This is a genomic window from Paenibacillus filicis (assembly GCF_038070315.1).
GTDB classification, from domain to species: domain Bacteria; phylum Bacillota; class Bacilli; order Paenibacillales; family NBRC-103111; genus Paenibacillus_G; species Paenibacillus_G filicis.
This window is the reverse complement of sequence record NZ_JBBPCC010000001.1, coordinates 171,378-197,466: the sequence shown is the minus strand read 5'-3', so window position 1 is coordinate 197,466 and position 26,089 is coordinate 171,378. Positions and strand designations below refer to the sequence as shown.

Sequence of the window (26,089 nt, the reverse complement as noted above, 5' to 3'; positions counted from 1 at the left end):
CATGGCTATTCATGAAACAACTGCTAGGGCCGGAGCGGAGCAGACCGGACCGGTCGAATGGCGCAGCTTCTCAGCGGGCAAATGGCAGACGCATATCGACGTCAAAAACTTTATCGACCGCAATCTGACGCCTTATACTGGCCGCGAGGATTTTCTGGCGGGGCCGACCGAGGCCACAGAGGCACTATGGCAGCATATCCGTGAACTGATGCTCAAGGAGCGTGCCAATGGAGGGGTGCTGGACGTTGACGTCCGCACCGTCTCCACCATCACCTCCCACGGTCCCGGCTATATCGAAAAGGGGTTGGAGCAGATCGTCGGCTTACAGACCGACGAGCCGTTCAAGCGCTCCGTCCAGCCTTTCGGCGGCATCCGCATGGTGGTGGATGCATGCGAGGCTTACGGCTTCCAGGTACCTGAAGAGCTCGTCAAGGTGTTCACGGATATCCGCAAGACGCATAACCAGGGTGTCTTCGACGCTTATACGACCGGCATGAAGCTAGCCCGTAAGGCAGGTATCATCACGGGGCTGCCGGATGCATATGGCCGCGGACGGATCATCGGCGATTACCGCCGCGTCGCCTTGTATGGCGTCGACCGGCTGATCGCGGACAAGAAGAACGATCTGCGGCAGCTCGAGGTCGACACGATGACCGAAGAGGTGATCCGCGATCGTGAGGAGCTGTCCGAGCAGATTCGCAGCTTGGCTGAGCTGAAGGCGATGGCTCTCGCTTACGGCTCCGATATCTCCCGCCCTGCGGGCAGCGCCAAGGAAGCGATCCAGTGGGTATACTTCGCTTATCTCGCTGCGATCAAGGAGCAGAACGGTGCTGCGATGAGCCTGGGACGCGTCTCCAGCTTCCTGGATATCTATATCGAGCGCGATCTGAAGGACGGTGTCCTGACGGAAGCGCAGGCACAGGAGCTGGTCGATCATTTCGTCATGAAGCTGCGGATCGTGAAGTTCCTGCGGACTCCGGATTACAATGAGCTGTTTAGCGGCGACCCGACCTGGGTGACCGAGTCGATCGGAGGCATGGGCTTGAACGGTAAGACACGAGTCACGAAGTCTTCGTTCCGCTTCCTGCACACCCTGTACAATCTGGGTCCGGCGCCGGAGCCAAACCTGACGGTACTCTGGTCCACCAAGCTGCCGGAAGGCTTCAAGAATTATTGTGCCAAGGTATCTATCGAAACCAGCTCCATTCAATACGAGTCGGATGACCTGATGCTGCCGCTTTACGGCGATGACTATGGCATCGCCTGCTGCGTATCGGCGATGCGCATCGGCAAGCAGATGCAGTTCTTCGGCGCGCGGGCCAATCTGGCGAAGGCGCTGCTCTATGCGATCAACGGAGGCGTTGATGAGAAGCTCGGCATCCAGGTCGGGCCGCAGACGGCGCCGGTTCTGGCGGATAAGCTCAGCTATGACGAAGTCTATGCCAAGTTCGATCAAGTGATGGAATGGCTGGCAGGTCTGTATATGAACACGCTGAACGTCATTCACTTCATGCATGACAAATACAGCTACGAGCGCATCGAGATGGCGCTGCATGACCGGGAGATCGTACGGACGATGGCTTGCGGCATCGCGGGTCTATCCGTCGTCGCCGACAGCCTCAGCGCGATCCGCTACGCTCAGGTTCGCCCTATCCGCAACGAGAAGGGCATCGCCGTCGACTTCGAGATCGAAGGCGACTATCCGAAGTACGGCAATAACGACGACCGGGTCGACCAGATCGCTGTCGAGCTGGCCGAGACGTTCATGAACAAGCTGCGCAAGCACCGGACGTACCGGAATGCGCTGCCGACGATGTCCGTGCTGACGATCACGTCGAATGTCGTATACGGCAAGAAGACCGGTACGACGCCAGACGGGCGCAAAGCCGGCGAGCCGTTCGCGCCGGGCGCCAATCCGATGCACGGCCGCGACACCAAGGGCGCGCTGGCCTCGCTGAACTCGGTAGCGAAGATCCCTTACGAGCATTGCCTCGACGGGATTTCCAACACCTTCTCGATCATCCCGAAGGCCTTGGGCCGCGAGGAAGAGGTGCGGGCGAAGAATCTTGTCGCCATGCTGGATGGCTACGCGGAGAGCGGAGGCCATCACCTGAACGTCAACGTCTTCAACCGGGAGCAGCTGCTCGATGCGATGGAGCATCCGGAGCAGTACCCGCAGCTTACCGTCCGTGTGTCGGGATATGCCGTTAACTTCATCAAGCTGACCCGGGAGCAGCAGCTTGATGTCGTGAACCGGACGTTCCACGGCTCGATCGGATGAGAGGACGGATTCACTCGCTCGATACCTTCGGCACCGTAGACGGTCCCGGCATCCGGTTCGTGCTGTTCATGCAGGGCTGCGCCCTGCAGTGCGCCTTTTGCCACAATCCGGATACCTGGGATACCGGGGGCGGCCGTACCGTCGACGTGGCGGCTGTACTGAAGGAGATCGAGTCGTTTCTCCCGTATTACCGGAGCTCCGGGGGCGGACTGACTGTCACCGGCGGCGAGCCGACGCTTCAGGCTCCCTTTGTCGCCGAGCTGTTCCGGGAGGTCAAGCAGCGCTGGAATCTGCCTACGGCTCTCGATTCCTCGGGCTTCTGCGAGCCCGAGCATGCCGAGGGACTGCTGGCGCATACGGACCTCGTGCTGCTGGATCTCAAGCATATCGACCGTGCGAAGCATCAGGCGCTGACCAGCCAGCCCAATGACCGCATTCTACGCTTCGCCCGGAGGCTGTCCGAGCTGGGCAAGCCGATGTGGATCAGGCATGTGCTGATCCCCGGCATTACCGATGATGCCGGGGACCTGCTGGAGCTGGGCCGCTTCATCGGCACGCTGAGCGCGGTGGAGAAGGTCGAGGTGCTACCTTACCACCGGATGGGCGTCTACAAGTGGCAGCAGCTCGGGCGGGTCTACCCGCTGGGCGATGTCCCGACTCCGAGCGACAGGGAGGTCGAGCGGGCGCGTCAATTGATCGCCCAGGGAAGGACTGAGAGCTTACGCCAGCCTCAAAGCTAAGACTGAAAGGAAGAAGGGCCGGGCTGGAGCAGAGCGCGGTTCCTTGTCAGAGCGAAGAAACCTTGCATCTGGCCTGCCCTTAACGTTTACCTGCACCCAGCAGTAAGACCCCGCCGTGGGGACGGCGGGGTCTTGCTGCGTTGATGTGCGACACAGACTGGGGAGGTATCTCCATGAGGCTTCTTGCTATCAGTCAGGCTTTTTTAAGTCTGCCAAGGTGACAAAGTCACGGAATCAGGGCAAGATTTCCCCTAGAATGAGCTTAGCTTCCAACATTCACATTTCGGGAGGAAACCGTATGTCCCCTTATTATGACCGTTCGAACTTGCAGCGCATTCCTGATCTAATGAAGCTAACTCCGCAAGTCTCCTCTTCGTTTCTGTCGTTCGAGCGGGATGTCTTTCAGGCATCCAGTCACATCCCAGAGAAGACGAAGGAACTGATCGCCATCGCGGTAGCCCATGTCACCGGTTGTCCGTACTGCATCGATGTTCATGTGAAGAAGTTCCGAGCGCTAGGAGGGACGCCGGAGGAGATGGTGGAAGCCGTGACGGTAGCCGCGTCGACCCGGGCTGGGGCGATTCTCAGCCATGCGACGCACGCGCTGATCGCTTACGAGGAGAAGCCGGACCCGAAGGCCGCTCCAGCTGGTCCCGCAGCCTCTTCCGGGCCTGACTGCTTCTGCTGACAGAACAAGACCCCGCCGGGTAGCCGGCGGGGTCTTGCCGCATTCACTTGTCCGGATGCTGGGCATCGTATTCGTCCGAATATTCGGCAATCGCCTTGATCTTGCCATGGGGGTGCGGGGACTGCTTGCGGATTTTCCACTCATTTTCCTGTCGGCGTTTGGAATGGCTCATCGTATTACACGTCCCTTCTCGGATATAGAAGCAAGATGATGCCTCTATAGGATGTCTGAGAACGCGTCTACTTATTACACGTGAAGTATTGCAATCTGGCCGGCATTCCAGTAAAGTGGACTCCAGATTAAGAGGGCTGCTCTAAAGCTTGGCCCGATTGAACTTGGATGAAGCTTGGAGGTTCGCTGTGAAAACTTTTCTATGGACAGGCTGCATCTCTTATTTCCTGATCGGTCTGGCGCACGTCATTATCGGGTCGCTGATGCCTGAGCTGTTGGCCCATTACGGCAAGGATTACAGCTCCGGCGGTCAGCTCGTCGCCCTGCAATTTTTTGGTTTTCTTGTGGGCGTGCTTGCGGGTCCATGGTTCTCCGCCCGGCTCGGCAAGCGGGGAGCGCTGCTGCTCTGTCTGATCTGCCTGACACTGGCTGAATCCGTCTTCTTCACGCTTCCGGCTTGGTCGGTTGTGATGCTGACGGCGCCGCTGGCGGGGTTCGGCTTCGGCATGATTGAGACGATTATCGGCGGGATGGTCATCGGTTATATGGAGGAATCCAGGAAGACGGCCGCGATGGCCCGCCTGGAGGTTTTTTTTGGCGTCGGAGCGCTGGTTATGCCCTTGATCTCATCGCTGCTCATCACAGGAGGCTGGTGGCGGGGAGGCTTCCTTACACTCTCTCTCCTATCAGCTGTCGTGCTCGTACTCTGGCTGCTGCTGCCCATGGGCCAGATGACAGCGGCATTAGGCAAGTCATCCCCTCATTCGGACGCGGCTCCTGCGGCTGCGAGCGATTCCCCTCCTATTGCGTCCCGAACAGGGAGATCTGTAGGGAAGATGGTCTTATTTATCTCCGTGTTTGCGCTGTACGTAGGGGCGGAGATGAGTCTGGCTAACTTCCTGCCCTCGATCCTGCTGGAGAATGCGGGAGTCAAGCCGGAGCTTGGCGCGTTGTCGGTCACCTGCTTCTGGGGAGCGATGGCTGTGGGCCGCTTGTTCGCCGCTCAACTGGCGGGCCGCTGGGGACATGCGCGGTATCTGATCGTCAGCTGCGTCGGCGGTGTCGCATCGCTCGCTGTGTTCGCGTCGATTTCGAGCGTGGCCGGAGGCTTCGCTATCATTCTGGTGCTTGGCTTATTGATGTCGGGCATGTTTGCAGTCGCGCTAGTCTTTGCCAATTCATTTTTCCCCGGCAAGGAGGAAGGAACCACGAGTATTCTCATCGCCTCTGGAGGCGTCGGAGGAGCGGTGATTCCCCTGCTGACCGGCTGGTGCATGGACCGTTTGTCGCTCGGGGTTACGTTGTGGGTACTGGTGTCGCTGTATGCGCTGCTGCTCGTATTGGTCATCGGAGCTTCCCGATTTACGGCATCGGCGGCCGTTGGTCGTGCCGGTCAAGCGCCAATCTAATTGCTGAAGGGCTGCTGCTAGCAGGCTATTTAATCGTCATCGGGCTCCAGGTGCAGCTCCTGGCGGGTATATTGACCTTTCCATAGAACCTCCAGGTCGTAGCTGGACGAATCGCTGACTACAAAGTCCATCAGCAGGATGGAGAAGGTCAGCATTAAGGTAACGAACAAGGAGAGCCACATCAGCAACTCGATCCAGTAGACGCTCATCCGATCACGCTCCTTTCTAACAAGCTGCTAGTATTCTATGAGCGCACGGGTTGAAAGATGACAGAAGCCATAATAGATTTTTAGAAATCTTGCACAAGAGATGAGGAGCCTGGGGACAGGCTCTTTGTTTGTTTTTCATAAATGGTATCTTTATGAGTGGTTTTAACTTTTTTTTGCTTTTTTTATAAAAAACAAGGAACATTTTGGCAGAATGGACCGTCTATGAACTTCGGAAGACCAAATAATCTAGATTGGAGAGTGAATGTTTTTGAGAAGTTCTAGTCAACAAAGCCGAGTTGGAAAATGGTCAAGGTCGCTTCTGCTGACCGGCGGATTATCCCTCCTGCTGGCGGCTCAGTCGCTGGCTGCCCCCGTCACCGAGAAAGTGGCGGAGAAAACTGCGGAGATTACGGTTTCCGCTTTCGGTGCGAGCAATATCGTTCATACTTCAGGAGGAGAAGTATGGTATTGGGGAGGCCTCTTCGATATCTCGGACGGCAAGCACACCTATCGGGACAATCGTCCGCAGATTATCAAAGAATTGAAAGATACCGTTTCTGTTCAGTCCTCTTCGGTGGGACCAGTTGTCTTAAAAAAGGACGGTACGGTGTGGCAGTGGGATATCGATATAAAGCGGAAATCGCAAGACAAACCTGACGGCATTATGGAGTTTAAGGCGCCGAAGCAAATTGAAGGATTATCCAATATCGTCAAGATTTCGATAAGCAACGGATCCGCGGCTATCGATAAAGACGGGGCGGTATGGGTCTGGCATCCTGATTATTACTATACGGGACCTCATAAATTAACAAATATCACCGGTGCCAAAGATATTTCCATGAACGGGGATGCCAAGCTGCTGATTCTGAAAGAGGATGGCTCCGTGTCGGAGTGGAACTCTTATAACAACATGCAGACCAATGACAACTATACGGCTACTCCGATTAAGGACTTGACTGGAGTTGTTGCTTTGTCAGCCGGTCAGGGGAGAAACCACTTGGTTATCAAGAAGGATGGCACGGTCTGGGGCTGGGGGAACAACTACGGCGGATCACTGGGGCAGCCCATCACCACAGCGGCTAAAGAGCTTCCAACGCTGATTGAGCGTCCAACTCTGGTCAAAAGCTTAACGGACGTCTCCTCCATAACTACGAGTGTAGGCAGGACGCTGGTCTTGAAGAAGGACGGGTCTTTGTGGGTCATGGGTTACGATGTAGACGAATATAACTTTCCCTATACTGGAAATCCGGAATTAAGGCGCATCGAAGGATTGAAGAAGGTAACGTCCATTGCTATGGGGCACTACCACGCTTTGGCTGTCACCGAAGACGGAAAATTGTGGGCATGGGGAGGCAATAAAGCCGGACAGCTTGGAGACGCCAGCTTTAAAAGCAGCAAGACTCCTATTTTGATTAAATCTTTTAAATAACTGTCAAGTAATATATAACATACATTAGATGAATTGGATAAGGGTGTTCCGGCAGCCATCAGTATGGTTCGGGGGCACCCTTTGACATGAGATCCTTAGCAAGGACGGCTTCCTTGTCAACGAAAAGTGACTCCTTCCGTGACAAAATGGAGACGTTTTTTGTACCTTCGAAGAGAATGAATAAACAAGCACTTCAACTCGATGAGTGCGATCAATCAGGCATTCTCTACGGAATTGTGAGCCAAGATTTCACTGGAAAATAAAGATCCACTTCGCAGTAACGATCATTCGCCAAAGCCGGATAAGAATGACCACTCTATGGGTCACGTTATGGATTTTGCCCGTTCTTACGGATATTTAATGCTATTTACAGATGGGAATCGTATAGATCTTCATATTGAAACGATTGAATCTATGAAGGATGGATATGTGAGTGACAAACTTACAGTCCCGCTATTGGATAAGGACAACTGCCTGCCGGCTATTTCTGCCCCCACTGATTTGGACTATCATGTCCAAGAGCCTGCAGAATCATTGTACGCCAGCTGCTGCAATGATTTTTGGTGGTGTCTTCAGAATGTGGCCAAAGGAATATGGCGTGATGAATTACCTTACGCTAAACAAATGTTTGAGCACGTCATCCGACCTCGTTTGGATGAGATGATTTCGTGGTGGATAGGTACCCAAACTAATTTTCAAGTATCTACAGGAAAAATGGGGAAATATTTCAATAAGTATCTGCCTGAATCTTATTGGGACATGTACCAACAAACCTACTCGGACAGTCATTATGAAAACATGTGGAGCTCTGTATTCACGGCTTGTGCATTATTTAGGTCGCTGGCACAGGAGGTCGCTGAGTATTTTCAGTACACGTACGAAGTGAAGGATGACAATAACATGACTAAATATCTGGAACATGTTCGGGAATTGCCTGTTGATGCCCAAGGCATCTTGTGAGACCCGGTTAACATAGTTTGAGAAACTATCACATGGTCGCCAAACCTGGAGAGTAATTCGATTGCGAATCTTATTGCGCATGTTCGTGGTGCCGTTTTACCGCCTCTGACCTATAGTCAACAATGAAACGACCGCTCTAAATTTGATGGTAGCCATGGTCAGAGAGGTTCATTATCATACGGGGCAGATCATCTATGCAGCCAAAGTAAGGAAGGGCCAGCTGGAATGGCAGTACGATTAGAAAGCTAATCATCTAAACAAACTGCTGGTGCGGACCATAGCTTGGTGGCACTTTGAAATTATTATGGAAATGAATTGAAATAATATGAATTGATATGTATAATTATTAATTAAATTGAATTATTATTCATATCGAGGTGAAACCCATGAGCTACAAAGTATTTGTCGATGGACAAGAAGGAACGACAGGTTTAAAGATCTTTGAGTATTTATCCAAGCTATCCGATATCGAGATTCTCAGGATCGACTCCGATCAGAGAAAAAATCCTGAAGTCCGCAGCAAATTTCTGAACGAAGCGGATCTTGTGTTTCTTTGCCTACCCGACTCGGCGGCCAAAGAATCCGTAGCCCTTGTACACAATGAGAAAACCAAAATTATTAATGCCAGTACTACGTTTAGAACGGATAGAAACTGGGTCTACGGCCTGCCTGAGCTAAAGGGCCACAGAGAGCTCATACGGACGGCATCGAGAGTCTCCGTTGGAGGCTGTCATGCCACGGGATTTATTCTTTCGGTGAGGCCGTTGATTGAAGCAGGAATTCTTGGACCAGATTATCCGGTTACCTGTTACTCGGTGACAGGCTATAGCGGAGGTGGAAGAAGCGAGATCGAGAATTATGAAAATCCAGCCTTAGCTGCTGCCCACAAGCTTAATGTTCCCAGACATTATGCGCTGCAGCTCAATCATAAGCATTTGCCGGAAATGATGTTATATGCGGGACTTTCCTATGAACCGTTATTCACACCAATTAAAGCGGACTATGCCCAGGGGCTCGCCATGTCTGTTCCCTTAGTCAGCAGGCATCTCGCTAAGCACGCTTCGGCTAAAGACGTCCACGAAGTATTATCCTCCTACTATGAATCGGAGCGCTTCGTCCATGTGATGCCTTTCGATTCGGAGGCTGGTCTAGATCAGGGAGAGTTTCAGATTACGGCATGCAAGGATACGAACCGGCTGGAGATTTTTGTCTTCGGCCAAGGCGACAAGATTCAGATCATGTCCAGATACGATAATTTGGGTAAAGGCGCATCTGGTGCGGCTATCCAGAATATGAATCTGATGCTCGGCTTTGACGAAGGAACAGGTCTGGTGTATTGAAGCAGTTGATATCCTGGAGGGAATAGTAAGAGGGGCGGCGAACCCCTCTTGTTTGTCTTTACTCTAGATCAACTAGATTGGAAACTTTACCTAATTGAAGTGTGAATTTGTTATCTGCGTCTTGATCCTCAAGGACAGTAGGCCAGAATCTTAATAACCAAAATATTGAAACTAGCTCACGAGAGATTAAAACTTTTTTTCACTTTCTCTTGATAAATTGAACTCACTTATAAAGCCTTCCCATAGATTATTATTAATTTTTTTGGATTGAGGATGTTCGATAATATCTGCTAGATCAAATTCCATTTCAGGTCCAACCAGAATATTCAAAGTCAATCATTCTACAGCTGCTATTTTCAGTCCATATGAGGTTATGTAAACTTGGATCGCCATAGTTTTTCTTCTATTATCGATATTATTCTCTCGAACGCAGGTGAAATAATAGCACCTCCTAAAAACTACTTTCTAGAATTAATCTTAATGCAAATTGATGGTGGTGAATACCTACTTAAGGCCATTGTTCATACATATAGAAAGAAGGTAAATTAAGACTAAATATGGAAATAGTTATCTTCGGATAAAGAGAGGCCGAGCCTGGAGGCAGATATGCTGAACATTCCTACGGATATTCCTGAATACCACAGACTTTCTTCGAAAGCTTTACTCGAGTTTTTCACGCGAATGGAGCAATTGAAATTAGAGGTCAACAGCTTTATGCTGCTGCAGGATGGCCATGCCACCGCTCAATTTTGGCGGGAGCCCTATCGCAAGGACAGTCCGCAGCTGTTGTATTCCCTGAGCAAAAGCTTTACGTCCATCGCCATAGGTATCGCATGGGACCAAGGATGGTTAGACTTGGAGGATCCCGTCATTTCATTTTTTCCGGACAAGCTACCGGCTACGATTTCCCCGAACTTAGCCAACATGACGGTCCACCATCTGCTATCGATGAATACGGGTCATCAGGAGAATATCTATGCGGCCGTAGTGAGCGAGCAGGACTGGGTCAAGGCATTTCTAGCTCAAGAAGTCGAACATGAACCGGGAAGTCACTACCGTTACAGCACACCTGCTACCTACATGCTATCTGCGATAATCGAACGGGTAACCGGTCAAAATCTGGTCGATTTTTTGATGCCCAGATTGTTTGAACCGCTAGGCATACCAAGACCCTCTTGGGAGACCTGTCCAATGGGCGTTACAGCAGGCGGCATGGGATTAAGCCTAACGACCGAGAGCGTAGCCAAATTCGGGCTTATGCTGTTACAACGAGGCATTTTCGAAGGCAAGAGAATGGTTTCGGAGCGATACATCAAGCTAGCGACAATGGAACAAAGCGATAATCGGGCAGGGGCAAAGCGGATCGATTCTGCACAAGGCTACGGCTACCAGTTTCACTTAGGCAGGCGTGGTTGTTACAGGGGGGATGGCTCTTTTGGCCAATTGTGCTTGGTGGCTCCTGAAGAGCAGATCGTGATCGTGGCGAACTCCAGCTTCAAGAGTATGGAACCCTTGCAGACGCTGCTGAATTTGATTTACGAGCATATTTTCGACCGGTTAGACGAAGAGGTTACCCCTTGTTCAGAAGCGTATATGGAATTACAGAATCGGTTATCTACGTTGACTCCTATTATACCGGCCAATCAGACTGTCCCCGATCCTATCCCGATGGTCCATCCTGGCCGTTATCATATGGATGACAATCCCCAAGGTCTCAGAACGATTGGCCTTGAAGTGCACGAAGAGACATGGGAGCTTCACGTCTGCTACGGGGATGACCGGGATCATCGGGTGCCTTTTCATTTTACACAGCCGATGCGCACCAAGCAGGTATTCAATAAAGATTTGTCCCTGCACCTCCAAGAGGTGGTGACGTATGCCTCGTGGCAAGATCATCGTACGATACAGCTTACAATGTTCTACATCGAGACTCCGTACGTGGTCACCTATACCCTAATACTTCAAGGCAAGACGCTATGCTTCCGATTCAACATCAATGTATCTTTTAACCTATCCGAGTATACCGTACGCGGGCATTTAAGAAAGGATGACTATCTTTGGGAGTCTCGTTAAGTACCGTGAATTGGGTCGATACTCATCAAACGCTGGATCATTTACTGAATCAGGAAGACCGTCTGACCGTACATCCGATGGAGCAAGGATTGGAAGCTGAGGTTGTCAAGATCTGCTCGGATCAAGAGAGCTTTGTCATGAAAACATGGAATAAGAGCTCAAAGCCGGATGTTCGTGCTCAATTTCATTTACTGAATGCACTGTCTGAACGGGGAATATCGGTCTCCAGGCCGGTGGGGTGGGGGATCGATCCAAACTCCGATACGGTGTTGTTAACAACCTTTGACGGAACGCCCATTCGGAACGTAGATGAAGATAAAATAAAGGCGGTTGCAGAGATTTTATCCAGCATTCATCGAATCCGCATAGAAGAGATCGGTCCTGTCCCTATCCCCAAGTACGATTTCATCGGGTATTTTTTTGCTGAGGCAAGCGAACATGCTGACATCCATGAGGCCTTAACGGCTCTTATTCCAATCGCCCAAATCCAGCAAGATCGCATTATTCATGGCGATTTTCATGGAAGCAATATTGTGGAGGATCATGATCGTCGTTATACCGTGATCGATTGGACGAACGGACAAGTAGGGGACCCCCGGTATGACTTGGCGTGGGCACTAATCTTGCAGAAGATCTATGCCTCGGAGCGGGTTGCTGATGTATTTTGTTCCGCCTATTTAGCGGAGAGTGATATGCAGCAGCAGGAGCTTGAAGTTTTTGAAGTACTGGCTTGTCTTCGTTGGGTCCTGCTGTATAGAAGCGGCGGCGTTCCCCTGGAGCCTGCGACTAAAGATATTGTGCAAAGCTTGCTCATGAACAATTCATTTCTAAAGGCTCTTTCCATCAAGATTGTTGCTTAAAATCCTTTTTGTTATAATATAATAGGAACTCTAGTTCGTACAAAAGATCCTCTCAATAGATTGCAGGAGGTCATGAGATGAGTACGACTTTCTTTCTTGTCAGGCATGCTATCAAAGAAAAGGCAATAGGGGATGTTCCCATCACCCCTAAGGGGGTCATACAAGCACAATCGACAGCTAAACGTTTATGTAATTGGCCTATAACAGCCATACTTTCAAGTCCGCTTCGAAGGGCGAAAGAAACCGCTGAATATATGGCACTGGAGACGAAGTCCACCGTTCATGTGGATAGTCGTTTGCGGGAACGTGCTAATTGGGGGGACCTTCCAGGACAAACCTTCGATGAGTTTGTTGCCATGTGGGAGCGATGCACCTGTGAACCCGAATATATACCACCCGTAGGCGATTCGGCCAAACAAGCAGGTGAACGTTTATCTTCTCTATTGACGGAATTAGCACAGAAACATCCGGTTGATGGTCACATTGCTATTGTTACGCATGGAGGATTAATAACTGACTTTTTGGTTCAGACCTTCCGAGAGGAACAATTGAAGGTTTGGCATCCTCATTTCGTTGCCGTACAAAGTGAGCTGATCCCCGAATGTTCTATAACAACACTCATCTATGAAAGCGGAGAGTATAGAATCGAAGATTTTGCATCCGTGGAACATCTGAGTTAAAGGAATGGAGGACTTGTGAATGGAAGCTAGAATCATCACCTTACCGCCGATCCAGGTGGTAGGCTGCAGAATCGAAGCGACGGTGGAAGAGTTTGAGTCTGGCCTGGGGAAGGATGCCTATCGTTCCCTGGTGGAACGAAAAGACGAGATTGCAGGCAAGAAGCATGAACATCCTATTTTGATGCAGATTTATCCCGACCGCCCGGATTTCGATCCTCAGACGGATTCATTCAGCCATCTGCTCGGCTATGAAGTGGTTCACCCTGGCGGGGCGCCTGCGCCTGCACAGATGATCAGCCACTCGGTTCCTGAGGGCAAGTATGTGACCTTCACGCATAAAGGTCTTGAATCGGAGCTTAGTCATTCCTACGCGTATGTCTATGGGGAATGGATGTGTGAAACTGGTCATGAACCGAAGGACTATGATTTTGAAATTTGGGATGAGCGATACGAGCCGGACAGTCCGGATAATGAAATTGATTTATTCATCGCGTTGAAGTAGGGACTAGAGCTTTTTGGCCAAGCAGTGTCTGAGAACTCCTCCGTACATCGGCCTCGTGAATTGAAGAACAAGCTGGGCATGCTCCAAATTACGGAGACTTGCTGCGTTATCCGGGTGGACCGTGGCATACAGGTAATGGCCGCCAAGCTGTCTGGCACGTTGTTCCCGCAAATCATTGAACAAGCGCTGTAGCCCGAGGCCACGCCCGGATTCGTGAACGATCGTTGAGTCGAGCACCCAGACGCGGGGCAGCTCTGCCTCCGGCACTCCGAACTCTCGTCCCAAGTTCCCCTCCGCCTTTCCGGGGGAAGCAAGTACCGAATAAGCGACTAATATTTCCTGGTTATAGGCCCCGTAAATTTCACCGTTCTGCTCCAGCAGGTCATGGAAATAGTCTTGATCGTCCATAGCGAACAGCACGTTCTGGGGGAGTCTGGATACAACATCCTGCATGAGCTCATGTATCCAGGCCACCTCGGAGTGGCCGAGCTTACGAATCTTCAAGCCTTTGTACAAATAATCTGTCTGGCAGTCCATCTCACTTGTCTCCCCTATGATGATATGGTCAGGTGGTCAGCTCAGGTTCTTTCCCATACAGATGCTGCTAGGGCAATCGACATATTCGCCGAATCGTTCGATATCGACAAATCCGAATTTCTTGTACAGCTCAATGGATTCGGGCTGCATCAGCCCGGTTTCGAGGAGGAGGGAGGTAAATCCAGCCCTCTCGGCATGCTGCTCCAGAAAAGCTAAAAGACGGGACGCAATCCCTCTATTCCGGTATGGAGGGTCGACAAATATACGTTTGAGCTCACAGGACTGCTCATCCAGAGGGCGATAGGCTCCGCAGCCGACAGCAACGCCCTCCTCATAGGCCACGACAAATACGACCTGGCTGACCTCAGGCTTATCCAAATCAACCACAAACACTTCTTCCGCGGGGTACAATCCGTATAAATAATCGTCCAGCTTCGCGATCAAAGCAAGTAAATCCTCATTCTGCGGCTCTACCCACTGCAAAGTCAGTTCTCCCATTTTCTTCTCTCCCTCAGTAAATTCGTTTGCCGCCTCTTTTGACGATTTCCCAATCGCCTTCTATATTTTTTCTGACCTTTTGAAGTAGGCTGAGGAGGGTTGCCTGTTCTTTCATAGACAGCCCCGATAGCGCAACCTGATCCGAATAATCGGCTTCTCTTTTTAAAAACAGGTAGGCATCCTTCCCTTTGCCGGTAGGAAGTAGCCTCTTGTTTTTTTTATTGTCCGGCTCGTTTTCTTTCTCGATAAAGCCTTGAATTTCCAGTTTACTAATGGAACGGGCTGCTGTCGTGCGATCGACTTTAATCATCTCGGCAAGTTTCTCTTGGATGATTCCCGGATTCTCGCATATCCGCACCAGGTATAGATACTGGCCTTTAGTCAGGTCCAGCTCTTTAAATTCTATATTGCTTATGGAATCGCAAGCTCTGGCTATCATGCCTACTTCGCGAAGAATTTCTTTCATAGACAACCTCCTTTTTATTGCATTTACCATATTATATTGTTGTATTTACAACATATCATATCGAGTTTGAAGTCGCAAGCAGGCTATTGGAGTTCCAGTTTTATGAACGGTACCTTACAGATGTTTTTTACGGTTGAGAACAAGTGTATACTCAACTCATCTAGACGAGTTTGTGTGATGGGTATAGCGGTTGCTCATTCCCCATCCTGACACAGTAAGAAAAACCAGCGTCCGGCTCCATGCTAAGGCATGAAACGGACGCTGGTTTTTGCTTTATTTGCCCGAGCGGAGAAAATAGAATTTTACTTCACCTGCAGGGTTAATTCGAGCTCAGACACATAAACTTTTTTGGTAGGAGCTGAGTAACTGAGAACATTCCCGATTGCGGTGGTCTCATCCGGTTTCGCCGGTTCGCCTGTAGGAACATTAAGATAAGGCTTAATGGTCACGAATTTGGGTTTCGTCTTGAACGGTTCAAAAGTCAAAGTAGTGATGGGTACTTGAGGGACCATGAGACCGACAGGTCTCAGAGCAACGCCCTGATCGTCCACGACCTCATATTGAAGGATCAGGAAATTACCGTCTGAACCTTTGTATGTTTTCGGAATTGCGGCTAGCATATCCGCTATACTTTGGCCTTGGCCCGGAACGTATCGAATGTCTAATTGGGTTGTGATTGGCGTGAGATCCAGCTTGTCGATTTTTAAGTTAATATGCTCAAAGGATTTAACCTCATTCGAAGCAAGTGTGGTTTTGTCGGCCGTTTGGGTCAACGGGAGCACCAAGTTGAACGGCGTATTATAGTCTTTCAATTTGACTTTCAGTGTCAAATCTATTTTTTTCGGAAATTGCACGGTTTGATAGCTCGGATTGCCAGTATGTTGCGGGTCTATAAAATTTGAGATATTTAGCAGCATTTTCGAAGGGTTATCGTTTTCTATAGCGGCGCTCAGTATGAGCGGCTGACCTTGATAGATGGCTTGGATTTCCTCAAGCGCCCCTTTCCCCTGAACAGGGGGTTCCATTCGATTTCCCGCTCCGGGTTCCGGAACCGTGACCGTATTCAACGTATTTCCAGGGGTTGCAAGCTCCATGACAATACGTGTACCGTCAAATACAGCATTGTTAATATGGATGCTTAGACCATCCTGGGTTACCGTTTTTCCCACATTGACGGCATATTCATCAGCCTGCTCAAGGCCGATGTCCCCCGATACATATCCCCATTTGGCAAAAAGCCCGTTTAAATTCGGAATTTTGCTGAGCGTCTCGGCCATCACTGGGGATATGAACCCGGATCCGATGACGGCTACCCCCATCACGGCAGCAGCGGATATGATGATACTTAATTTATGAATGAGTTTCATTGGTTTTTTCTCCTTTTTCGTTCGTCTGGTCGGTTGTTCCGGTGCTTCCATTTGTTCAATCATTTTATAGGTCTCATCCAGTCTGGAACGAACGGTTTGCGGCAATTGCTCGGGAAGCGTGCTCTTGGCTTGAGTCAGCTTATCGTCCAGAAATTGATTCACCATGGATCAGCTCCTTGTCATCGGGGGTTCGAATGGAATCCTTTAATTTTATTCTGGCCCGGTGCAGACGGGTTTTCACGGCTTCGAGCGAGAGATCAAGCACTTCACCAACCTGACTTAACGGCATGTCTTCGAAATAATGCAGCACAATAACCAAGCGCTGCTTATCCTCCAGCCGGTCAACGGCATCCCATAGATCAATTTTTTCGTACTCGCTCGATGGGGAGACCACGTTGGGTAAATCGGCGAATGGCAAGGTCCGAGCTCTTTTCTTCAGAATCTGATTGCATACATTAATAAGAATACGGAAAATCCAAGTTTTGAAGTAAGACGGTTCTTTTAGAGCCTGTAACGACTTAAAGGCATTCAGCATCGTCTCCTGAAGAGCATCTGCACAGTCTTCCTCTTGCTTGACGATGGCCCATGCCGTTCTATACAGCTGTACTTCTATTTCCCGCATAAGCTGAATGAAGGCCTCGCGGTCGCCAGCTTGAGCCTGGAGTACGAGATCTACATGTGAATTCAGGGGGCGCACCACCTTTCTCCTATGGAAAATTTATGATTAAGCTCTATTTTTTTGTTACATGTATTAGAGTTCGATGGACTGAATTTGGTTACATGGAAATAAATAATTTTTTTAATATAAGCTTTATACGTATGTATCTAATGGGATGATACCAAAGCGCAGTAGTATGCAGCTATAATGGTATATGATGAAGGACTATGGACAAGCTGGAGGAAACCCCGTGGACAATCAAGCAAAGCTGCTGTGGCAGCGGATTACTGAACAAGGAAGCAGCAGGAAAGCGAGCTTCGAAGAAACCCTTCACTTGCAGCCGGGTGCAAGCGATGAGGATTTTCAACGGCTCGAGCGTATCCTAGGCATTAGGCTTCCTGAGGAAATGAAGGATTTTTACAAGGTACATAATGGACAGCATTGGCTGGCAGGGACGTCAGCTTTCGTTCGAAATCTCACGCTGTCTCCGATTGCTCAGATTGTGGAAAATTGGGAGTTCCTGCAGGAAGAATTTGATCCGGATGATTTGGAACCGGAGATTGGGGAAGAGATCAAGCCGCTGCTCTGGAATGCCAAGTGGATTCCCATCGCAGAGAATGGGGGCGGAGATTACCTCTGCCTGGATACAGACCCATCGGAAGCGGGAGCTCTAGGACAAGTACTGTACTTCTGGCATGACTGGGGAAATCGTTCTGTCGAAGCGAAAAATCTGTACGCATTCATCGAGATGTGTCTGGAGGAAGAAGACGAACCGGACGAGGACTAGCAATACACTCTTGAATCATACTTCGGGAGGTTGGACTATGCATCAAGTGATTGCCGAGCATCCTTATTATAAAATTGAAAGATCCTTGACATCGTCGGGCCAGACGAGCCTTGTCGATCACCGTATCCTCTGCTTATATGCGACGAAAATCACGACCAGATACCGAGAGTTTCCGCTAGATGAGGTCTACGATATGTCCTATCGCAGAATGGGTCCCGATGAGGGAATGCTGTATCTGCACACGAGGCAGGGGGTATACCCGTTTCAAGTGAACGCCGATCCGGCGGCATTTATTGGGGCATTCAAGCGGCTGACCAAGAGCGAGTAAAGCGGAGCCGCTGGTAACCGGATCCGGTTACCAGCGGCTCCGCGATGCACGAGCGTTACACCTGAAAAAACAAGCGAAAAAACCGCAGACCAGCTGCGGTTTAAACAAATGTCGGCTACATGAGCAGACATGCTCCAAAAATGAACGTGCTACGATTGCGAAGGGTCCGACTCATCCAGCATCAGATTGAAGATGCGGATCAAATGCCTGGCATCCTCGTCCGCCAGCTTGCCGAAAAATCCGTCCACGATAGCCTTGCGGTGGAGGCGGAATTCTTCCAGAACTTCACGGCCGTTATCGGTGATCTCCAGATAGACGACCCTGCGGTCTTCTTCAGATCGCGAACGCTCGGCGTAGCCCCCGGCAATCAGCTTGTCTGACAGAGAAGTGACCGCTCCGGCTGTAATCCAGAGTGCATCGGCAATCTGAGACACCTTCAGCGGACCGTCGGTATGAAGTTTTTCCAGAATGGAGGCTTGAGAGGAAGAGACGCCTCGCACCTCGAAGCGCGTCCAGGCTGCCTTGATCCGACGGAACAACTGCCGGAAAGCTTCTTCCACCTCGTATAAATCTTGACGGTTAGGCATGTTAACCCCCTGAGAGCATTGATAAACGGTAGTAAGCGGCGGCTGTGGCTTTCGCTTCATATATAATACGCAATAAATACGAGTTGGTTTCATATGATAGGTGAATACATAAAATTTGATTGATATCGTCAAAAAAATGATTTAAAATTTGATAAAAGCGAGCGAACGTAGTGGATTGCGAAGGAGGCATGATCATGGTTGATCGGGCTCCCAACAAGGGAGATAGACGGCGGGAGCAGATTATGAACCTGTTGAAGCGTCAAGGACGCATCACGATCCAGGAAATGATCGACAAGTTCGACTGCTCGGAAGCGACAGCCCGGCGGGATCTCGATGAGCTGGAGCGGCAGGGAGGCATTATCCGCAGTTTGGGCGGAGCCCAGCTGGAGAGTCCTGCGGCTGCTTCTGCGCGGGAAATCTCTTTTTTCGAGAAAAAGCAGCTGCTGTGGCTGGAGAAGGAAGCGATCGCAGCCCAGGCGGCGGCGCTGGTCGAGGATGGAGATGTCGTCGGGTTGACGGGGGGGACGACAACCTTCCTCATCGCCCGGGAGCTGAAGCTGCGCAAGGGAATCACCGTGGTGACCAATGCGGTGAACATTGCGATGGAGCTGTCCGAAAGCGATGGCGTGCAGGTGGTGCTGACCGGCGGCGTAATGCGCCGCAACAGCTTCGAGCTGTGCGGGCCTCTCGCTGAGCGGATTATCGAGGGTATCAATATCGGGGTTATGTTCATGGGGATCGACGGTATTACGGAGGAGCAGGGGCTGACGACGTTCTCGGAGCAGGAAGCGGATATTGCCAGGCTGATGCTGAAGCGGTCTCTGAGATCCTATGCCGTCTTCGATCACACGAAGGCGGGGCGCACGTCGCTGTTCAGCATGGCGTCCCTGACGACGCTTACGGGATGCATCACGAATCGGCTGGATGAGGGCCCGCTGCGCACGTATCTGGAGGCGAACGGCGTCAAGCTGTATTTGGCTGAGCCGGAGCCGGAGCGCGTCAATCCTTAACGCAGGCGGGTCCGCAGCGGACAAGCCGGGGCAACTATAACCGGGAGAAAAGAGGAGAGCCAGTTGAAGCATTACATAGGCGTAGATATCGGCGGAACGAATATGGTTGCAGGTATCGTGAATGAGGCTGGGCAGACTTTGCGGATGGTGAAGATTCCTACCGAGGTGCAGCATGGCGGCGAAGATGTCGTAAGACGGCTGGCCGAGGCGATCGAACAGCTGCGGGCAGACGTACAGGTCCCGGTCGAGGGTGTAGGAATCGGCGTACCCGGCTTCGTGGATCATGTTCAAGGAACGAGCGTTTTCGCGGCTAATCTCGGCTGGAAGGACTTCCCGCTGGCCGCACTGTTGAGCGCGCGGATCCGAGGACTGCCGGTATTCGTCAATAACGATGTGCGCATGTATGTCTATGGAGAGGCTACTGGCGGAGCCGGACGCGGGTTCCAGCATGTGCTGGGCATTACGGTAGGCACAGGTATGGCTGCCGCGATGTTCAATGAAGGCCGTCTGTATTACGGCAGCGGCGGTCGTGCAGGAGAGCTTGGTCATATAGCCTTGGAAGGTATAGACTACGCTTGCAACTGCGGGCTGATTGGCTGTCTGGAGACGGTAGCCTCAGCGACAGGCATCGCGAGACAGGCGCGCGAAGCGGTAGAGCGCGGGGAGTCGACCGTGCTGGCGGAGCGCTTCCCGGGCGAGCGGGTGCAGGAGATCACGGCGGCGGACGTATCCAAGGCCTATGACGCTGGAGACCCGGCAGCGATCGCGGTGCTGCAGCGTACAGGCACGCTGCTCGGCCGCGGACTGGCAACAGCCATCACACTATTCAGTCCTGATGTCATCGTAGTCGGGGGCGGTGCTGCGCAGGCTGGGGAGCGGCTGCTGAAGCCGATGCGGGAGGAACTCCAGCGCGCGGCTCTGTCGTTCTACTGGAAGGACCTCCAGATCAAGCCTGCAGAACTGCTAGAGGACGCGGGAGTTGTTGGCAGCGGCTTGTATGCGCGTGGACGTCTGGAAGCGGGAGAAGTGCTGTAGCGTCAGCAAGCTCTGAATATAAAAACAGAAATGGCACCTTCACTCGCGGATGACGAGAGGTGCCATTTCTTTTTGTGCTTGCCGTCCTGTTTGTTCTTCGTTTCCTTGTAGGTTGGGGTGAGCTTCACCACCGGCAGACAGCCATTCCAGCTTTTGCGGTTAACCGCGGGATCGACCTTTCCTTCACGCACTTGCTTGCTGCGCTGCTTCTGTGCTTTGCTTTGTGCCATAAGGCACCTCCTCTATCGGACGGCACTATGCCTGGGGTTACAGCCCCCAAGCCGAGTCGTCTCTGCCTTTCAGTATAACGTATACAGGCCGGGAGTGCCATAGGGAGGAACCGGGATGTAAGCTGATGCATGGGGCAGTTGCCAGCCCGAGGCAGCATTTGACAACTTTAAGGCAGATTGTTCAAACGGTTGTCCGGGCGGGGTATTCGTGATACGCTGTTGAAGGACTTAGAGCGAACGAAACAAATGGTAGGGAGCGTGAGGGGACGCCTTGACGTACGATACGATATTTTGGTTCATTCTCGGGGCAGGCTTCGTGCTGACCGGAGTTGTAGGCATATGGCCGATGTGGAAGACGGAGAAGCTGGGTCTTTCTTTTCTGGCAGGATCGGTGGTGAATACGCTAATTGCAGGAGGAGGCATCTGGTGGTGGGCATCCTCCTTTGGCGGGGCCGGGCAGGATTTCTCCCGCATGTTCGGCATTTTCGGACTGAGCGTGTCTTATGTGAATAATGAGGTGCTGCTATTCTTTGCCTTGCTGGCGATGAAGCGCAAGATCGGGGGAGATCAGCCACCGGTCTATGAGCCGCATCCGGATGATGATTGAGCGGGGGAGCAAGTACGACGAATTGTCATGGAACTGTAATCTGATATTCATCATCCTTTAATGTTGTCCCCCTATAATAAGCAGTGACCCCCTTTTTAATTATATACATTCCCTTGATGCCTGCGACCGCTTCTTGCGGTAGCAGGTTTTTTCTTGTCTGTGCATAGGTTAACTTTATGAGTATGATTTGATTTCTTACTCAGCCCTGCACGATATCTGGAGCTTGGGCTTGCTGCTGTTGGCCTTGCGCCTGCAGCAGGCTTGCGCGGCCGTGCAGAGCCTTGGCCGCCAGCTCCGGGTTTTCTCCGCTCCGGACGGACGGCAGCAATCTGGACAACCACAGCAGTCCCTCGTTCCAGTGTCCTTCATGCACCCAGAACCAGATGAGCGAGCCAGCCAGACGAAGTCCGGTATTCAGCCGCTCCGGCTGCTCGCAGGCCCACTGGAGCGCAGCGCGGAGGTCTGCGTACTCGCACCGGATCTTCTCCAGAGCAGCTTCCTCGTCTCCGCTGGCGTAGTGCTGCTCCATCTTCCCGCTTAGCCGCGCATAATGCTCGGCGTGGAGACGGTGATTCTGTCCAATATCACCTCCGTGCAGACGGTGACATTCTAGCTGGCACTCAGCTAGCTTTTCTTGCGCATACTGCTTGATTGGAGCCAGTAATTCATAGCGGAGCTGACCGGAGGAACCCGACCAGTCCGTCGCGATGAGCGATTTGTCGACCAGATGGGAGAGCAGCTCCAGCACGTCTTCCTTGGAAAGTGCGCAGGGCTCATGGTTTGTCGGGCTGTAGACGCACACCTCCTCCACCGCTTCCAGCGTGAATCCTCCCATGAACACACTCAGCAGCCGCAGCAGCAGCTGCTCCTTGTCGGAGAGCAGAGAGTAGCTCCAGTCAATCGCCGCCTTCAGCGTCTGCTGACGCGGAGCGGCGGTCCGCCTTCCTGTGGTCAGGAAGCCCAGTAAATCGCTCAGACGCTCCTTGATCTGTTCCAGCGACAGCATGTTCATGCGAGCGGCTGCCAGCTCCAGCGACAGCGGGTTTCCTTCGAGCCGCTGGCAAATTTCGGCGATGAGAACCGCTTGCCGCTCCGATACCTGGAAGCCGGGGAGGATCGAGCCCGTTCTGTCGATAAATAGCTGGACGGCTTCGTAGGCGATGAGCTCCTCACGGGACATCTCCTCCAGACGGAGAGACGCCGAAGGAAGGCTTAGCGCGGGCACCCGCACCAGCATCTCGCCGGACATGCTCAGCGGCTCCTGGCTCGTAGCCAGGATGGTGACCGCAGGGGCATGAGCCAGAAGCGCCTCTGCCGTATGGGCGCATGCCCCGATCAGATGCTCGCAGTTATCGAAGATAAGGAGCAGGTTCTTTTCTTTCACAAAATCCTGTACGGTCTCCAACTGCGAGTGTCCCTGCCGGTCCTCCAGACCGAGTGTAGACATGATCGAGCCGATCACAAGCTGAGGCTCGGACACAGAGGCAAACTCGAACAGCCAGATGCCATCCGTATACCTCGAACCCAGGGCGGAGGCCGCATGGAGCGCGAGCGAGGTCTTGCCGCTGCCTCCCGGTCCGGTCAGTGTGACGAGCGGGGAGCGGAGCAGAAGCTCGTGAATCTCCTGCACATGCTGCTTGCGCCCGATAAAGCTGGACAGGGGAAGCGTCAGGTTGCCTGCTGCTCGCTGTACCCTGCGCTCGAAGCTCAAGCTCCTCAGGCCTGGCCGCTCCTTCTCCTGGGTATGGCCGTCTCTTACCGGCTCAGCCAACGGTTCTGTCTCGGTACGAGCGAGACCAAGAGGGGAGGACATGAGCTGCTGAAACCAGCTTCTATCAAATTCCGGATAGGTGCGAAACATACCCGGCTTGTTGTCATGATACCGTTTGACGGATTGCCAGAGCAGCATCGCTTCCTGCTCCCCGGCCTCCGCTTGGAAAATTCCTTCATCCCAGAATACCTTGACCAGCTTCTGCAGATTAGGCGCACTCGGCGTGCGCTCGCCGCTTTCCCACTGCTGGATGGTTCGCGCATCCACGCCGACCAGCTTGGCCAGATCGACCTGCCGCAGCCTTTTGCCGGAGGCGGTGGCCGACCTGATTCTGAATTTTTTGATATATTCCTCCGGAAGGTTCTCCACATTAGCTTGGTATGGCATCTTCCCAGCCTCCTTACGCATTCCCTGATACACAGAGACGAACAAAAACGAACGGTGGATACGAACTCAGGTACATTCCAGCAAGCGATATGCTCCTGATACAATTTAATCATGTCGGACCACAAGTAAGCAATCCTAATTCTCAGTAAATAGGGAGGAAAAATTGATTATTGGGGTTCGCAACTTCACCATCCCTATCTTTCATACCTTAAGGAGGAGATTTGATATGACCACACAATCCACAGCAGCCAGCGCGTCCGGTACATTTACCCTGGGAGGAGATCTGCCGGTTACCCGGCTGGGCTATGGTACGCTGCAGCTGACCGGCGAGGGCAGCTGGGGAGATCCCCGCGACCCTGAGGAAGCGGTCCGGGTGATCCGCCATGCCGTAGAGCTCGGCGTTAATTTTATTGATACTGCGGATGCCTACGGTCCGTTCGTAACGGATCTGCTGATCAAGAAAGCTCTGCATCCGTACCGGGACGGGCTGGTCATTGCCACCAAGGTCGGCCTCAGCCGTCCGGGTCCCAATGACTGGCGTCCGGTCGGCCGCCCGGAGTACCTGCGTCAGCAGGTGGAGTTGAGCCTTCGTTTCCTCGGCCTGGAAAGGATCGATCTGCTGCAATTGCACCGTATCGATGCGCAGGTCCCTCTGGAGGAGCAGATCGGAGAGCTGGCGAAGCTCCAGCAGGAAGGCAAGATCCGCCACATCGGACTAAGCGAAGTGAGCGTCGAGGAGCTGAAGGCGGCAGGCAAGATCGCCAAGATTGTAGCCGTGCAAAATCTGTATAATCTGGCGAAGCGGGATTCGGAGCAAGTACTCGAGTATGCGCAGGCCAATCAGATCGCGTTCATACCATTCTTCCCTCTAGCTACCGGGGAGCTGGCAAGAGACGGTGGTCCGCTCAGCGAGCTGTCCGCACGTCTAGAGGCTAAGCCGGCTCAGCTGGCTCTGGCCTGGCTGCTGAAGCGCTCGCCTAACGTTCTTCCGATCCCGGGCACCTCATCGATCGCCCATCTGGAGGAAAATATTGCTGCAGCCGCCATCCAGCTGAGTGACGAGGACTTCAATCTTCTGTCTAATGCCGTAAACACAGCGGGATAATCACCTATTCATCAAGCAGCTGATCGCGATGCGGTCGGCTGTTTGGTGTTTTATGCATCACGCAACGGGCTCAATAGATGAAAAAGGGGCTGACCCGGAAGCAACTTTGCTTCGGGATCAGCCCCTCTTCGTCGTGCCACGCTTGCTAAGCTAGGCGGGGTTATTTCCTGCGGGCCTTCGGTTTGCCCGTTCTGGAAGGACCGGCATGCTTGCTGCCTGACTTGGAATTCCCGGTTCCGGAGCCGCCAGATTTGGAGGGCGCGGAATTTTGCTGGAATGCTGCGTACTTGCGCTCATTGCCGTCCCATTGGAAGTTAGCGGCGAAGAAGCCCACGATTCCAAAGACGAGCAGCCTCACGGTCAGCCAGGATGACTGCAAGGAACGCTGCGAAAACAACTCGATCGCGGTAAATAAGGCCGCGAGTGTGATCCCCCACAGAAGTACGCCCCGGATCATTACGAACTTGGCTTTGCCCATCTGTCTGGTTTTGCCCCAGGCGGCAGCCTTGATTTCATTCATCTGTTATTCGGTCCCCCAACGTTTTTAGCTAAGACAACCCATTCGAGCAAGGAATGGCAAATTCCTGCCTATACGGTCAAAAAACAGCCGTCCCCGACCTGCGGTCAGCCGCTTCTGTCCAAAGACTGGCAGCTTATGGTACAATCGGCTATATATTGAGCGGGGAAGGATGCGTGTCGTTTGTGAGTAAAGTTTTTATATTTATCCTGTTGACCTGGTTATTTGGGAATCCATTCGTTGCCCTCATCGTACTGCTGCTGATTGTGTATATGCTGGACCGCCGCTTTGTCGGACTCACCCCGAGCTTCCTCAAGCCGCTCAAGCGGGCACGTCGGCTGAGCCGGCTGCGCGATGAGCTGCGGTTAAGCCCACATGATCTCTCAACCAAGCATGAGATCGCCCGAATTTATATGGAACAGAAGAAATACGATGCGGCTTACGAGCTGCTGGTTGACGTGCATCGCATCATGGACGATTCCGCTGACGTGCTGAGCGAGCTCGGCTTATGCCAGCTGAGGCGCGGTCACCTCGACGAAGGAGAAGCCTTGATTATCCGGGCGCTTGCGATCAACCCGCGAGTCAAATACGGCGATCCTTACATGTGGCTGGGCGAGGCTTATGCCGTCTCAGAGCCGGAGCGTGCCATCGGCTATCTGAAGAAGTTCAATGAAGTTAATTCGTCCTCTTGCGAGGCTTACTACCGTCAGGGCATGCTGTACCGGCAGCTCGGACGCGCCGAAGAAGCCCGCCGTTCGTTCCGTGAGACGATGGAACTGTACCGGGGGCTTCCCAAGTATAAACGCCGCCATGAACGGCGCTGGGCGCTGCTTGCGCGATTCAAGTCGCAGGGCTGA

The 26,089-nt window shown here is 52.2% G+C and carries 28 protein-coding genes and 1 pseudogene; 18 read left to right on the top strand and 11 right to left on the bottom strand.

Features of this window, described 5'->3' with window-relative positions; all coding sequences use genetic code 11:
* Position 1: 1 nt before the first annotated feature.
* The 3 genes from pflB (at position 2) to WMW72_RS00975 (ending at position 3,709) form a co-directional block, all read left to right on the top strand.
* Positions 2 to 2,281, top strand: coding sequence for a formate C-acetyltransferase (pflB, locus tag WMW72_RS00985; protein ID WP_341413539.1), 2,280 nt, complete (start codon positions 2 to 4; stop codon positions 2,279 to 2,281).
* Positions 2,278 to 3,021: a pyruvate formate-lyase-activating protein gene (gene pflA / locus WMW72_RS00980; protein ID WP_341413538.1), complete on the top strand. Its 744-nt coding sequence runs from the start codon at positions 2,278 to 2,280 to the stop codon at positions 3,019 to 3,021. Before pflB ends, pflA begins: the two co-directional genes overlap by 4 nt.
* Positions 3,022 to 3,319: 298 nt before the next feature.
* Positions 3,320 to 3,709, top strand: a complete 390-nt coding sequence (locus tag WMW72_RS00975) for a carboxymuconolactone decarboxylase family protein (protein ID WP_341413537.1) — start codon at positions 3,320 to 3,322, stop codon at positions 3,707 to 3,709.
* A gap of 43 nt (positions 3,710 to 3,752) precedes the next feature.
* Here the strand turns inward: WMW72_RS00975 and WMW72_RS00970 are convergent, their stop codons facing one another.
* The gene (locus tag WMW72_RS00970; protein WP_341413536.1) at positions 3,753 to 3,881 is read right to left on the bottom strand and encodes a DUF6254 family protein; all 129 of its coding nucleotides are present in this window, start codon (positions 3,879 to 3,881) and stop codon (positions 3,753 to 3,755) included.
* Positions 3,882 to 4,068: 187 nt separating this feature from the next.
* Here WMW72_RS00970 and WMW72_RS00965 point away from each other — a divergent pair, with 187 nt between their 5' ends.
* Positions 4,069 to 5,289 carry an MFS transporter gene (locus WMW72_RS00965; RefSeq protein ID WP_341413535.1) on the top strand — a complete coding sequence of 407 codons (1,221 nt, stop codon included), beginning with the start codon at positions 4,069 to 4,071 and terminating at the stop codon, positions 5,287 to 5,289.
* Positions 5,290 to 5,318: 29 nt separating this feature from the next.
* Here the strand turns inward: WMW72_RS00965 and WMW72_RS00960 are convergent, their stop codons facing one another.
* Entirely contained in the window at positions 5,319 to 5,498 is a 180-nt protein-coding gene (locus WMW72_RS00960; RefSeq protein WP_341413534.1) for a hypothetical protein, read from the bottom strand.
* Positions 5,499 to 5,760: 262 nt separating this feature from the next.
* Here WMW72_RS00960 and WMW72_RS00955 point away from each other — a divergent pair, with 262 nt between their 5' ends.
* The 7 genes and pseudogenes from WMW72_RS00955 (at position 5,761) to WMW72_RS00925 (ending at position 13,342) form a co-directional block, all read left to right on the top strand.
* Positions 5,761 to 6,927 carry an RCC1 domain-containing protein gene (locus tag WMW72_RS00955; protein WP_341413533.1) on the top strand — a complete coding sequence of 389 codons (1,167 nt, stop codon included), beginning with the start codon at positions 5,761 to 5,763 and terminating at the stop codon, positions 6,925 to 6,927.
* A gap of 294 nt (positions 6,928 to 7,221) precedes the next feature.
* Positions 7,222 to 7,887 (top strand): annotated as a pseudogene (locus WMW72_RS00950) (aminoglycoside 6-adenylyltransferase); the annotation flags it as partial.
* Positions 7,888 to 8,273: 386 nt separating this feature from the next.
* The gene (gene argC, locus WMW72_RS00945) at positions 8,274 to 9,227 is read left to right on the top strand and encodes an N-acetyl-gamma-glutamyl-phosphate reductase (RefSeq protein ID WP_341413532.1); all 954 of its coding nucleotides are present in this window, start codon (positions 8,274 to 8,276) and stop codon (positions 9,225 to 9,227) included.
* A 606-nt stretch (positions 9,228 to 9,833) separates the two neighbouring features.
* Positions 9,834 to 11,300 carry a serine hydrolase domain-containing protein gene (locus WMW72_RS00940; RefSeq protein WP_341413531.1) on the top strand — a complete coding sequence of 489 codons (1,467 nt, stop codon included), beginning with the start codon at positions 9,834 to 9,836 and terminating at the stop codon, positions 11,298 to 11,300.
* Between the two features lie 5 nt (positions 11,301 to 11,305).
* Positions 11,306 to 12,160: a phosphotransferase family protein gene (locus tag WMW72_RS00935; protein ID WP_341413530.1), complete on the top strand. Its 855-nt coding sequence runs from the start codon at positions 11,306 to 11,308 to the stop codon at positions 12,158 to 12,160.
* 77 nt (positions 12,161 to 12,237) lie between these two features.
* On the top strand, positions 12,238 to 12,840 hold the full coding sequence (locus tag WMW72_RS00930) for a histidine phosphatase family protein (RefSeq protein WP_341413529.1): 603 nt from the start codon (positions 12,238 to 12,240) through the stop codon (positions 12,838 to 12,840).
* Positions 12,841 to 12,859: 19 nt separating this feature from the next.
* On the top strand, positions 12,860 to 13,342 hold the full coding sequence (locus WMW72_RS00925; RefSeq protein WP_341413528.1) for a GyrI-like domain-containing protein: 483 nt from the start codon (positions 12,860 to 12,862) through the stop codon (positions 13,340 to 13,342).
* 3 nt (positions 13,343 to 13,345) lie between these two features.
* Here WMW72_RS00925 and WMW72_RS00920 read toward each other — a convergent pair whose 3' ends face one another.
* From WMW72_RS00920 to WMW72_RS00900, 5 genes are all read right to left on the bottom strand, one after another.
* A complete protein-coding gene (locus tag WMW72_RS00920; RefSeq protein WP_341413527.1) occupies positions 13,346 to 13,879 on the bottom strand; it encodes a GNAT family N-acetyltransferase in 534 nt (177 codons plus the stop codon).
* A gap of 36 nt (positions 13,880 to 13,915) precedes the next feature.
* Positions 13,916 to 14,377 (bottom strand): GNAT family N-acetyltransferase, encoded by a 462-nt coding sequence (locus tag WMW72_RS00915; protein ID WP_341413526.1) that lies wholly within the window; start codon positions 14,375 to 14,377, stop codon positions 13,916 to 13,918.
* A 13-nt stretch (positions 14,378 to 14,390) separates the two neighbouring features.
* Positions 14,391 to 14,843, bottom strand: a complete 453-nt coding sequence (locus WMW72_RS00910) for a MarR family winged helix-turn-helix transcriptional regulator (RefSeq protein ID WP_341413525.1) — start codon at positions 14,841 to 14,843, stop codon at positions 14,391 to 14,393.
* Positions 14,844 to 15,145: 302 nt separating this feature from the next.
* Positions 15,146 to 16,375, bottom strand: coding sequence for a DUF4179 domain-containing protein (locus WMW72_RS00905; protein ID WP_341413524.1), 1,230 nt, complete (start codon positions 16,373 to 16,375; stop codon positions 15,146 to 15,148).
* Positions 16,350 to 16,907, bottom strand: coding sequence for a sigma-70 family RNA polymerase sigma factor (locus WMW72_RS00900; RefSeq protein ID WP_341413523.1), 558 nt, complete (start codon positions 16,905 to 16,907; stop codon positions 16,350 to 16,352). The genes WMW72_RS00905 and WMW72_RS00900 overlap by 26 nt, the downstream gene beginning before the upstream one ends.
* Before the next feature lie 211 nt (positions 16,908 to 17,118).
* Between WMW72_RS00900 and WMW72_RS00895 the strand changes: the two genes are divergently transcribed.
* Together WMW72_RS00895 and WMW72_RS00890 are read left to right on the top strand one after the other, a co-directional pair.
* Positions 17,119 to 17,655, top strand: coding sequence for an SMI1/KNR4 family protein (locus WMW72_RS00895; RefSeq protein ID WP_341413522.1), 537 nt, complete (start codon positions 17,119 to 17,121; stop codon positions 17,653 to 17,655).
* Between the two features lie 37 nt (positions 17,656 to 17,692).
* Positions 17,693 to 17,983, top strand: coding sequence for a hypothetical protein (locus WMW72_RS00890; RefSeq protein ID WP_341413521.1), 291 nt, complete (start codon positions 17,693 to 17,695; stop codon positions 17,981 to 17,983).
* A gap of 149 nt (positions 17,984 to 18,132) precedes the next feature.
* On the opposite strand, the gene WMW72_RS00885 is transcribed toward WMW72_RS00890, so the two are convergent.
* Positions 18,133 to 18,570, bottom strand: a complete 438-nt coding sequence (locus WMW72_RS00885; protein ID WP_341413520.1) for a MarR family winged helix-turn-helix transcriptional regulator — start codon at positions 18,568 to 18,570, stop codon at positions 18,133 to 18,135.
* A gap of 194 nt (positions 18,571 to 18,764) precedes the next feature.
* On the opposite strand from WMW72_RS00885, the gene WMW72_RS00880 reads away from it, so the two are divergent.
* Both WMW72_RS00880 and WMW72_RS00875 read left to right on the top strand, forming a co-directional pair.
* Complete coding sequence (locus WMW72_RS00880; RefSeq protein ID WP_341413519.1) at positions 18,765 to 19,580, top strand: DeoR/GlpR family DNA-binding transcription regulator; 816 nt, start codon at positions 18,765 to 18,767, stop codon at positions 19,578 to 19,580.
* 63 nt (positions 19,581 to 19,643) lie between these two features.
* A complete protein-coding gene (locus tag WMW72_RS00875) occupies positions 19,644 to 20,615 on the top strand; it encodes an ROK family protein (RefSeq protein ID WP_341413518.1) in 972 nt (323 codons plus the stop codon).
* 2 nt (positions 20,616 to 20,617) lie between these two features.
* Here WMW72_RS00875 and WMW72_RS00870 read toward each other — a convergent pair whose 3' ends face one another.
* On the bottom strand, positions 20,618 to 20,845 hold the full coding sequence (locus tag WMW72_RS00870; protein WP_341413517.1) for a hypothetical protein: 228 nt from the start codon (positions 20,843 to 20,845) through the stop codon (positions 20,618 to 20,620).
* 271 nt (positions 20,846 to 21,116) lie between these two features.
* Between WMW72_RS00870 and WMW72_RS00865 the strand changes: the two genes are divergently transcribed.
* Positions 21,117 to 21,452 carry a hypothetical protein gene (locus tag WMW72_RS00865; protein WP_341413516.1) on the top strand — a complete coding sequence of 112 codons (336 nt, stop codon included), beginning with the start codon at positions 21,117 to 21,119 and terminating at the stop codon, positions 21,450 to 21,452.
* A gap of 199 nt (positions 21,453 to 21,651) precedes the next feature.
* Here WMW72_RS00865 and WMW72_RS00860 read toward each other — a convergent pair whose 3' ends face one another.
* Complete coding sequence (locus WMW72_RS00860; protein ID WP_341413515.1) at positions 21,652 to 23,610, bottom strand: helix-turn-helix domain-containing protein; 1,959 nt, start codon at positions 23,608 to 23,610, stop codon at positions 21,652 to 21,654.
* A gap of 226 nt (positions 23,611 to 23,836) precedes the next feature.
* On the opposite strand from WMW72_RS00860, the gene WMW72_RS00855 reads away from it, so the two are divergent.
* Positions 23,837 to 24,715 (top strand): aldo/keto reductase, encoded by an 879-nt coding sequence (locus WMW72_RS00855; protein ID WP_341413514.1) that lies wholly within the window; start codon positions 23,837 to 23,839, stop codon positions 24,713 to 24,715.
* 160 nt (positions 24,716 to 24,875) lie between these two features.
* Here WMW72_RS00855 and WMW72_RS00850 read toward each other — a convergent pair whose 3' ends face one another.
* On the bottom strand, positions 24,876 to 25,235 hold the full coding sequence (locus WMW72_RS00850) for a hypothetical protein (RefSeq protein ID WP_341413513.1): 360 nt from the start codon (positions 25,233 to 25,235) through the stop codon (positions 24,876 to 24,878).
* Positions 25,236 to 25,417: 182 nt separating this feature from the next.
* On the opposite strand from WMW72_RS00850, the gene WMW72_RS00845 reads away from it, so the two are divergent.
* On the top strand, positions 25,418 to 26,089 hold the full coding sequence (locus tag WMW72_RS00845; RefSeq protein ID WP_341413512.1) for a tetratricopeptide repeat protein: 672 nt from the start codon (positions 25,418 to 25,420) through the stop codon (positions 26,087 to 26,089).

Coding starts and splice junctions, on each gene's coding strand:
- pflB (WP_341413539.1), top strand. CDS start 2: ATGGCTATTCATGAAACAACTGCTAGGGCCGGAGCGGAGCAGACCGGA.
- pflA (WP_341413538.1), top strand. CDS start 2,278: ATGAGAGGACGGATTCACTCGCTCGATACCTTCGGCACCGTAGACGGT.
- WMW72_RS00975 (WP_341413537.1), top strand. CDS start 3,320: ATGTCCCCTTATTATGACCGTTCGAACTTGCAGCGCATTCCTGATCTA.
- WMW72_RS00970 (WP_341413536.1), bottom strand. CDS start 3,881: ATGAGCCATTCCAAACGCCGACAGGAAAATGAGTGGAAAATCCGCAAG.
- WMW72_RS00960 (WP_341413534.1), bottom strand. CDS start 5,498: ATGAGCGTCTACTGGATCGAGTTGCTGATGTGGCTCTCCTTGTTCGTT.
- WMW72_RS00955 (WP_341413533.1), top strand. CDS start 5,761: ATGTTTTTGAGAAGTTCTAGTCAACAAAGCCGAGTTGGAAAATGGTCA.
- argC (WP_341413532.1), top strand. CDS start 8,274: ATGAGCTACAAAGTATTTGTCGATGGACAAGAAGGAACGACAGGTTTA.
- WMW72_RS00940 (WP_341413531.1), top strand. CDS start 9,834: ATGCTGAACATTCCTACGGATATTCCTGAATACCACAGACTTTCTTCG.
- WMW72_RS00930 (WP_341413529.1), top strand. CDS start 12,238: ATGAGTACGACTTTCTTTCTTGTCAGGCATGCTATCAAAGAAAAGGCA.
- WMW72_RS00925 (WP_341413528.1), top strand. CDS start 12,860: ATGGAAGCTAGAATCATCACCTTACCGCCGATCCAGGTGGTAGGCTGC.
- WMW72_RS00920 (WP_341413527.1), bottom strand. CDS start 13,879: ATGGACTGCCAGACAGATTATTTGTACAAAGGCTTGAAGATTCGTAAG.
- WMW72_RS00915 (WP_341413526.1), bottom strand. CDS start 14,377: ATGGGAGAACTGACTTTGCAGTGGGTAGAGCCGCAGAATGAGGATTTA.
- WMW72_RS00910 (WP_341413525.1), bottom strand. CDS start 14,843: ATGAAAGAAATTCTTCGCGAAGTAGGCATGATAGCCAGAGCTTGCGAT.
- WMW72_RS00905 (WP_341413524.1), bottom strand. CDS start 16,375: ATGGTGAATCAATTTCTGGACGATAAGCTGACTCAAGCCAAGAGCACG.
- WMW72_RS00890 (WP_341413521.1), top strand. CDS start 17,693: ATGCATCAAGTGATTGCCGAGCATCCTTATTATAAAATTGAAAGATCC.
- WMW72_RS00885 (WP_341413520.1), bottom strand. CDS start 18,570: ATGCCTAACCGTCAAGATTTATACGAGGTGGAAGAAGCTTTCCGGCAG.
- WMW72_RS00880 (WP_341413519.1), top strand. CDS start 18,765: ATGGTTGATCGGGCTCCCAACAAGGGAGATAGACGGCGGGAGCAGATT.
- WMW72_RS00870 (WP_341413517.1), bottom strand. CDS start 20,845: ATGGCACAAAGCAAAGCACAGAAGCAGCGCAGCAAGCAAGTGCGTGAA.
- WMW72_RS00860 (WP_341413515.1), bottom strand. CDS start 23,610: ATGCCATACCAAGCTAATGTGGAGAACCTTCCGGAGGAATATATCAAA.
- WMW72_RS00855 (WP_341413514.1), top strand. CDS start 23,837: ATGACCACACAATCCACAGCAGCCAGCGCGTCCGGTACATTTACCCTG.
- WMW72_RS00850 (WP_341413513.1), bottom strand. CDS start 25,235: ATGAATGAAATCAAGGCTGCCGCCTGGGGCAAAACCAGACAGATGGGC.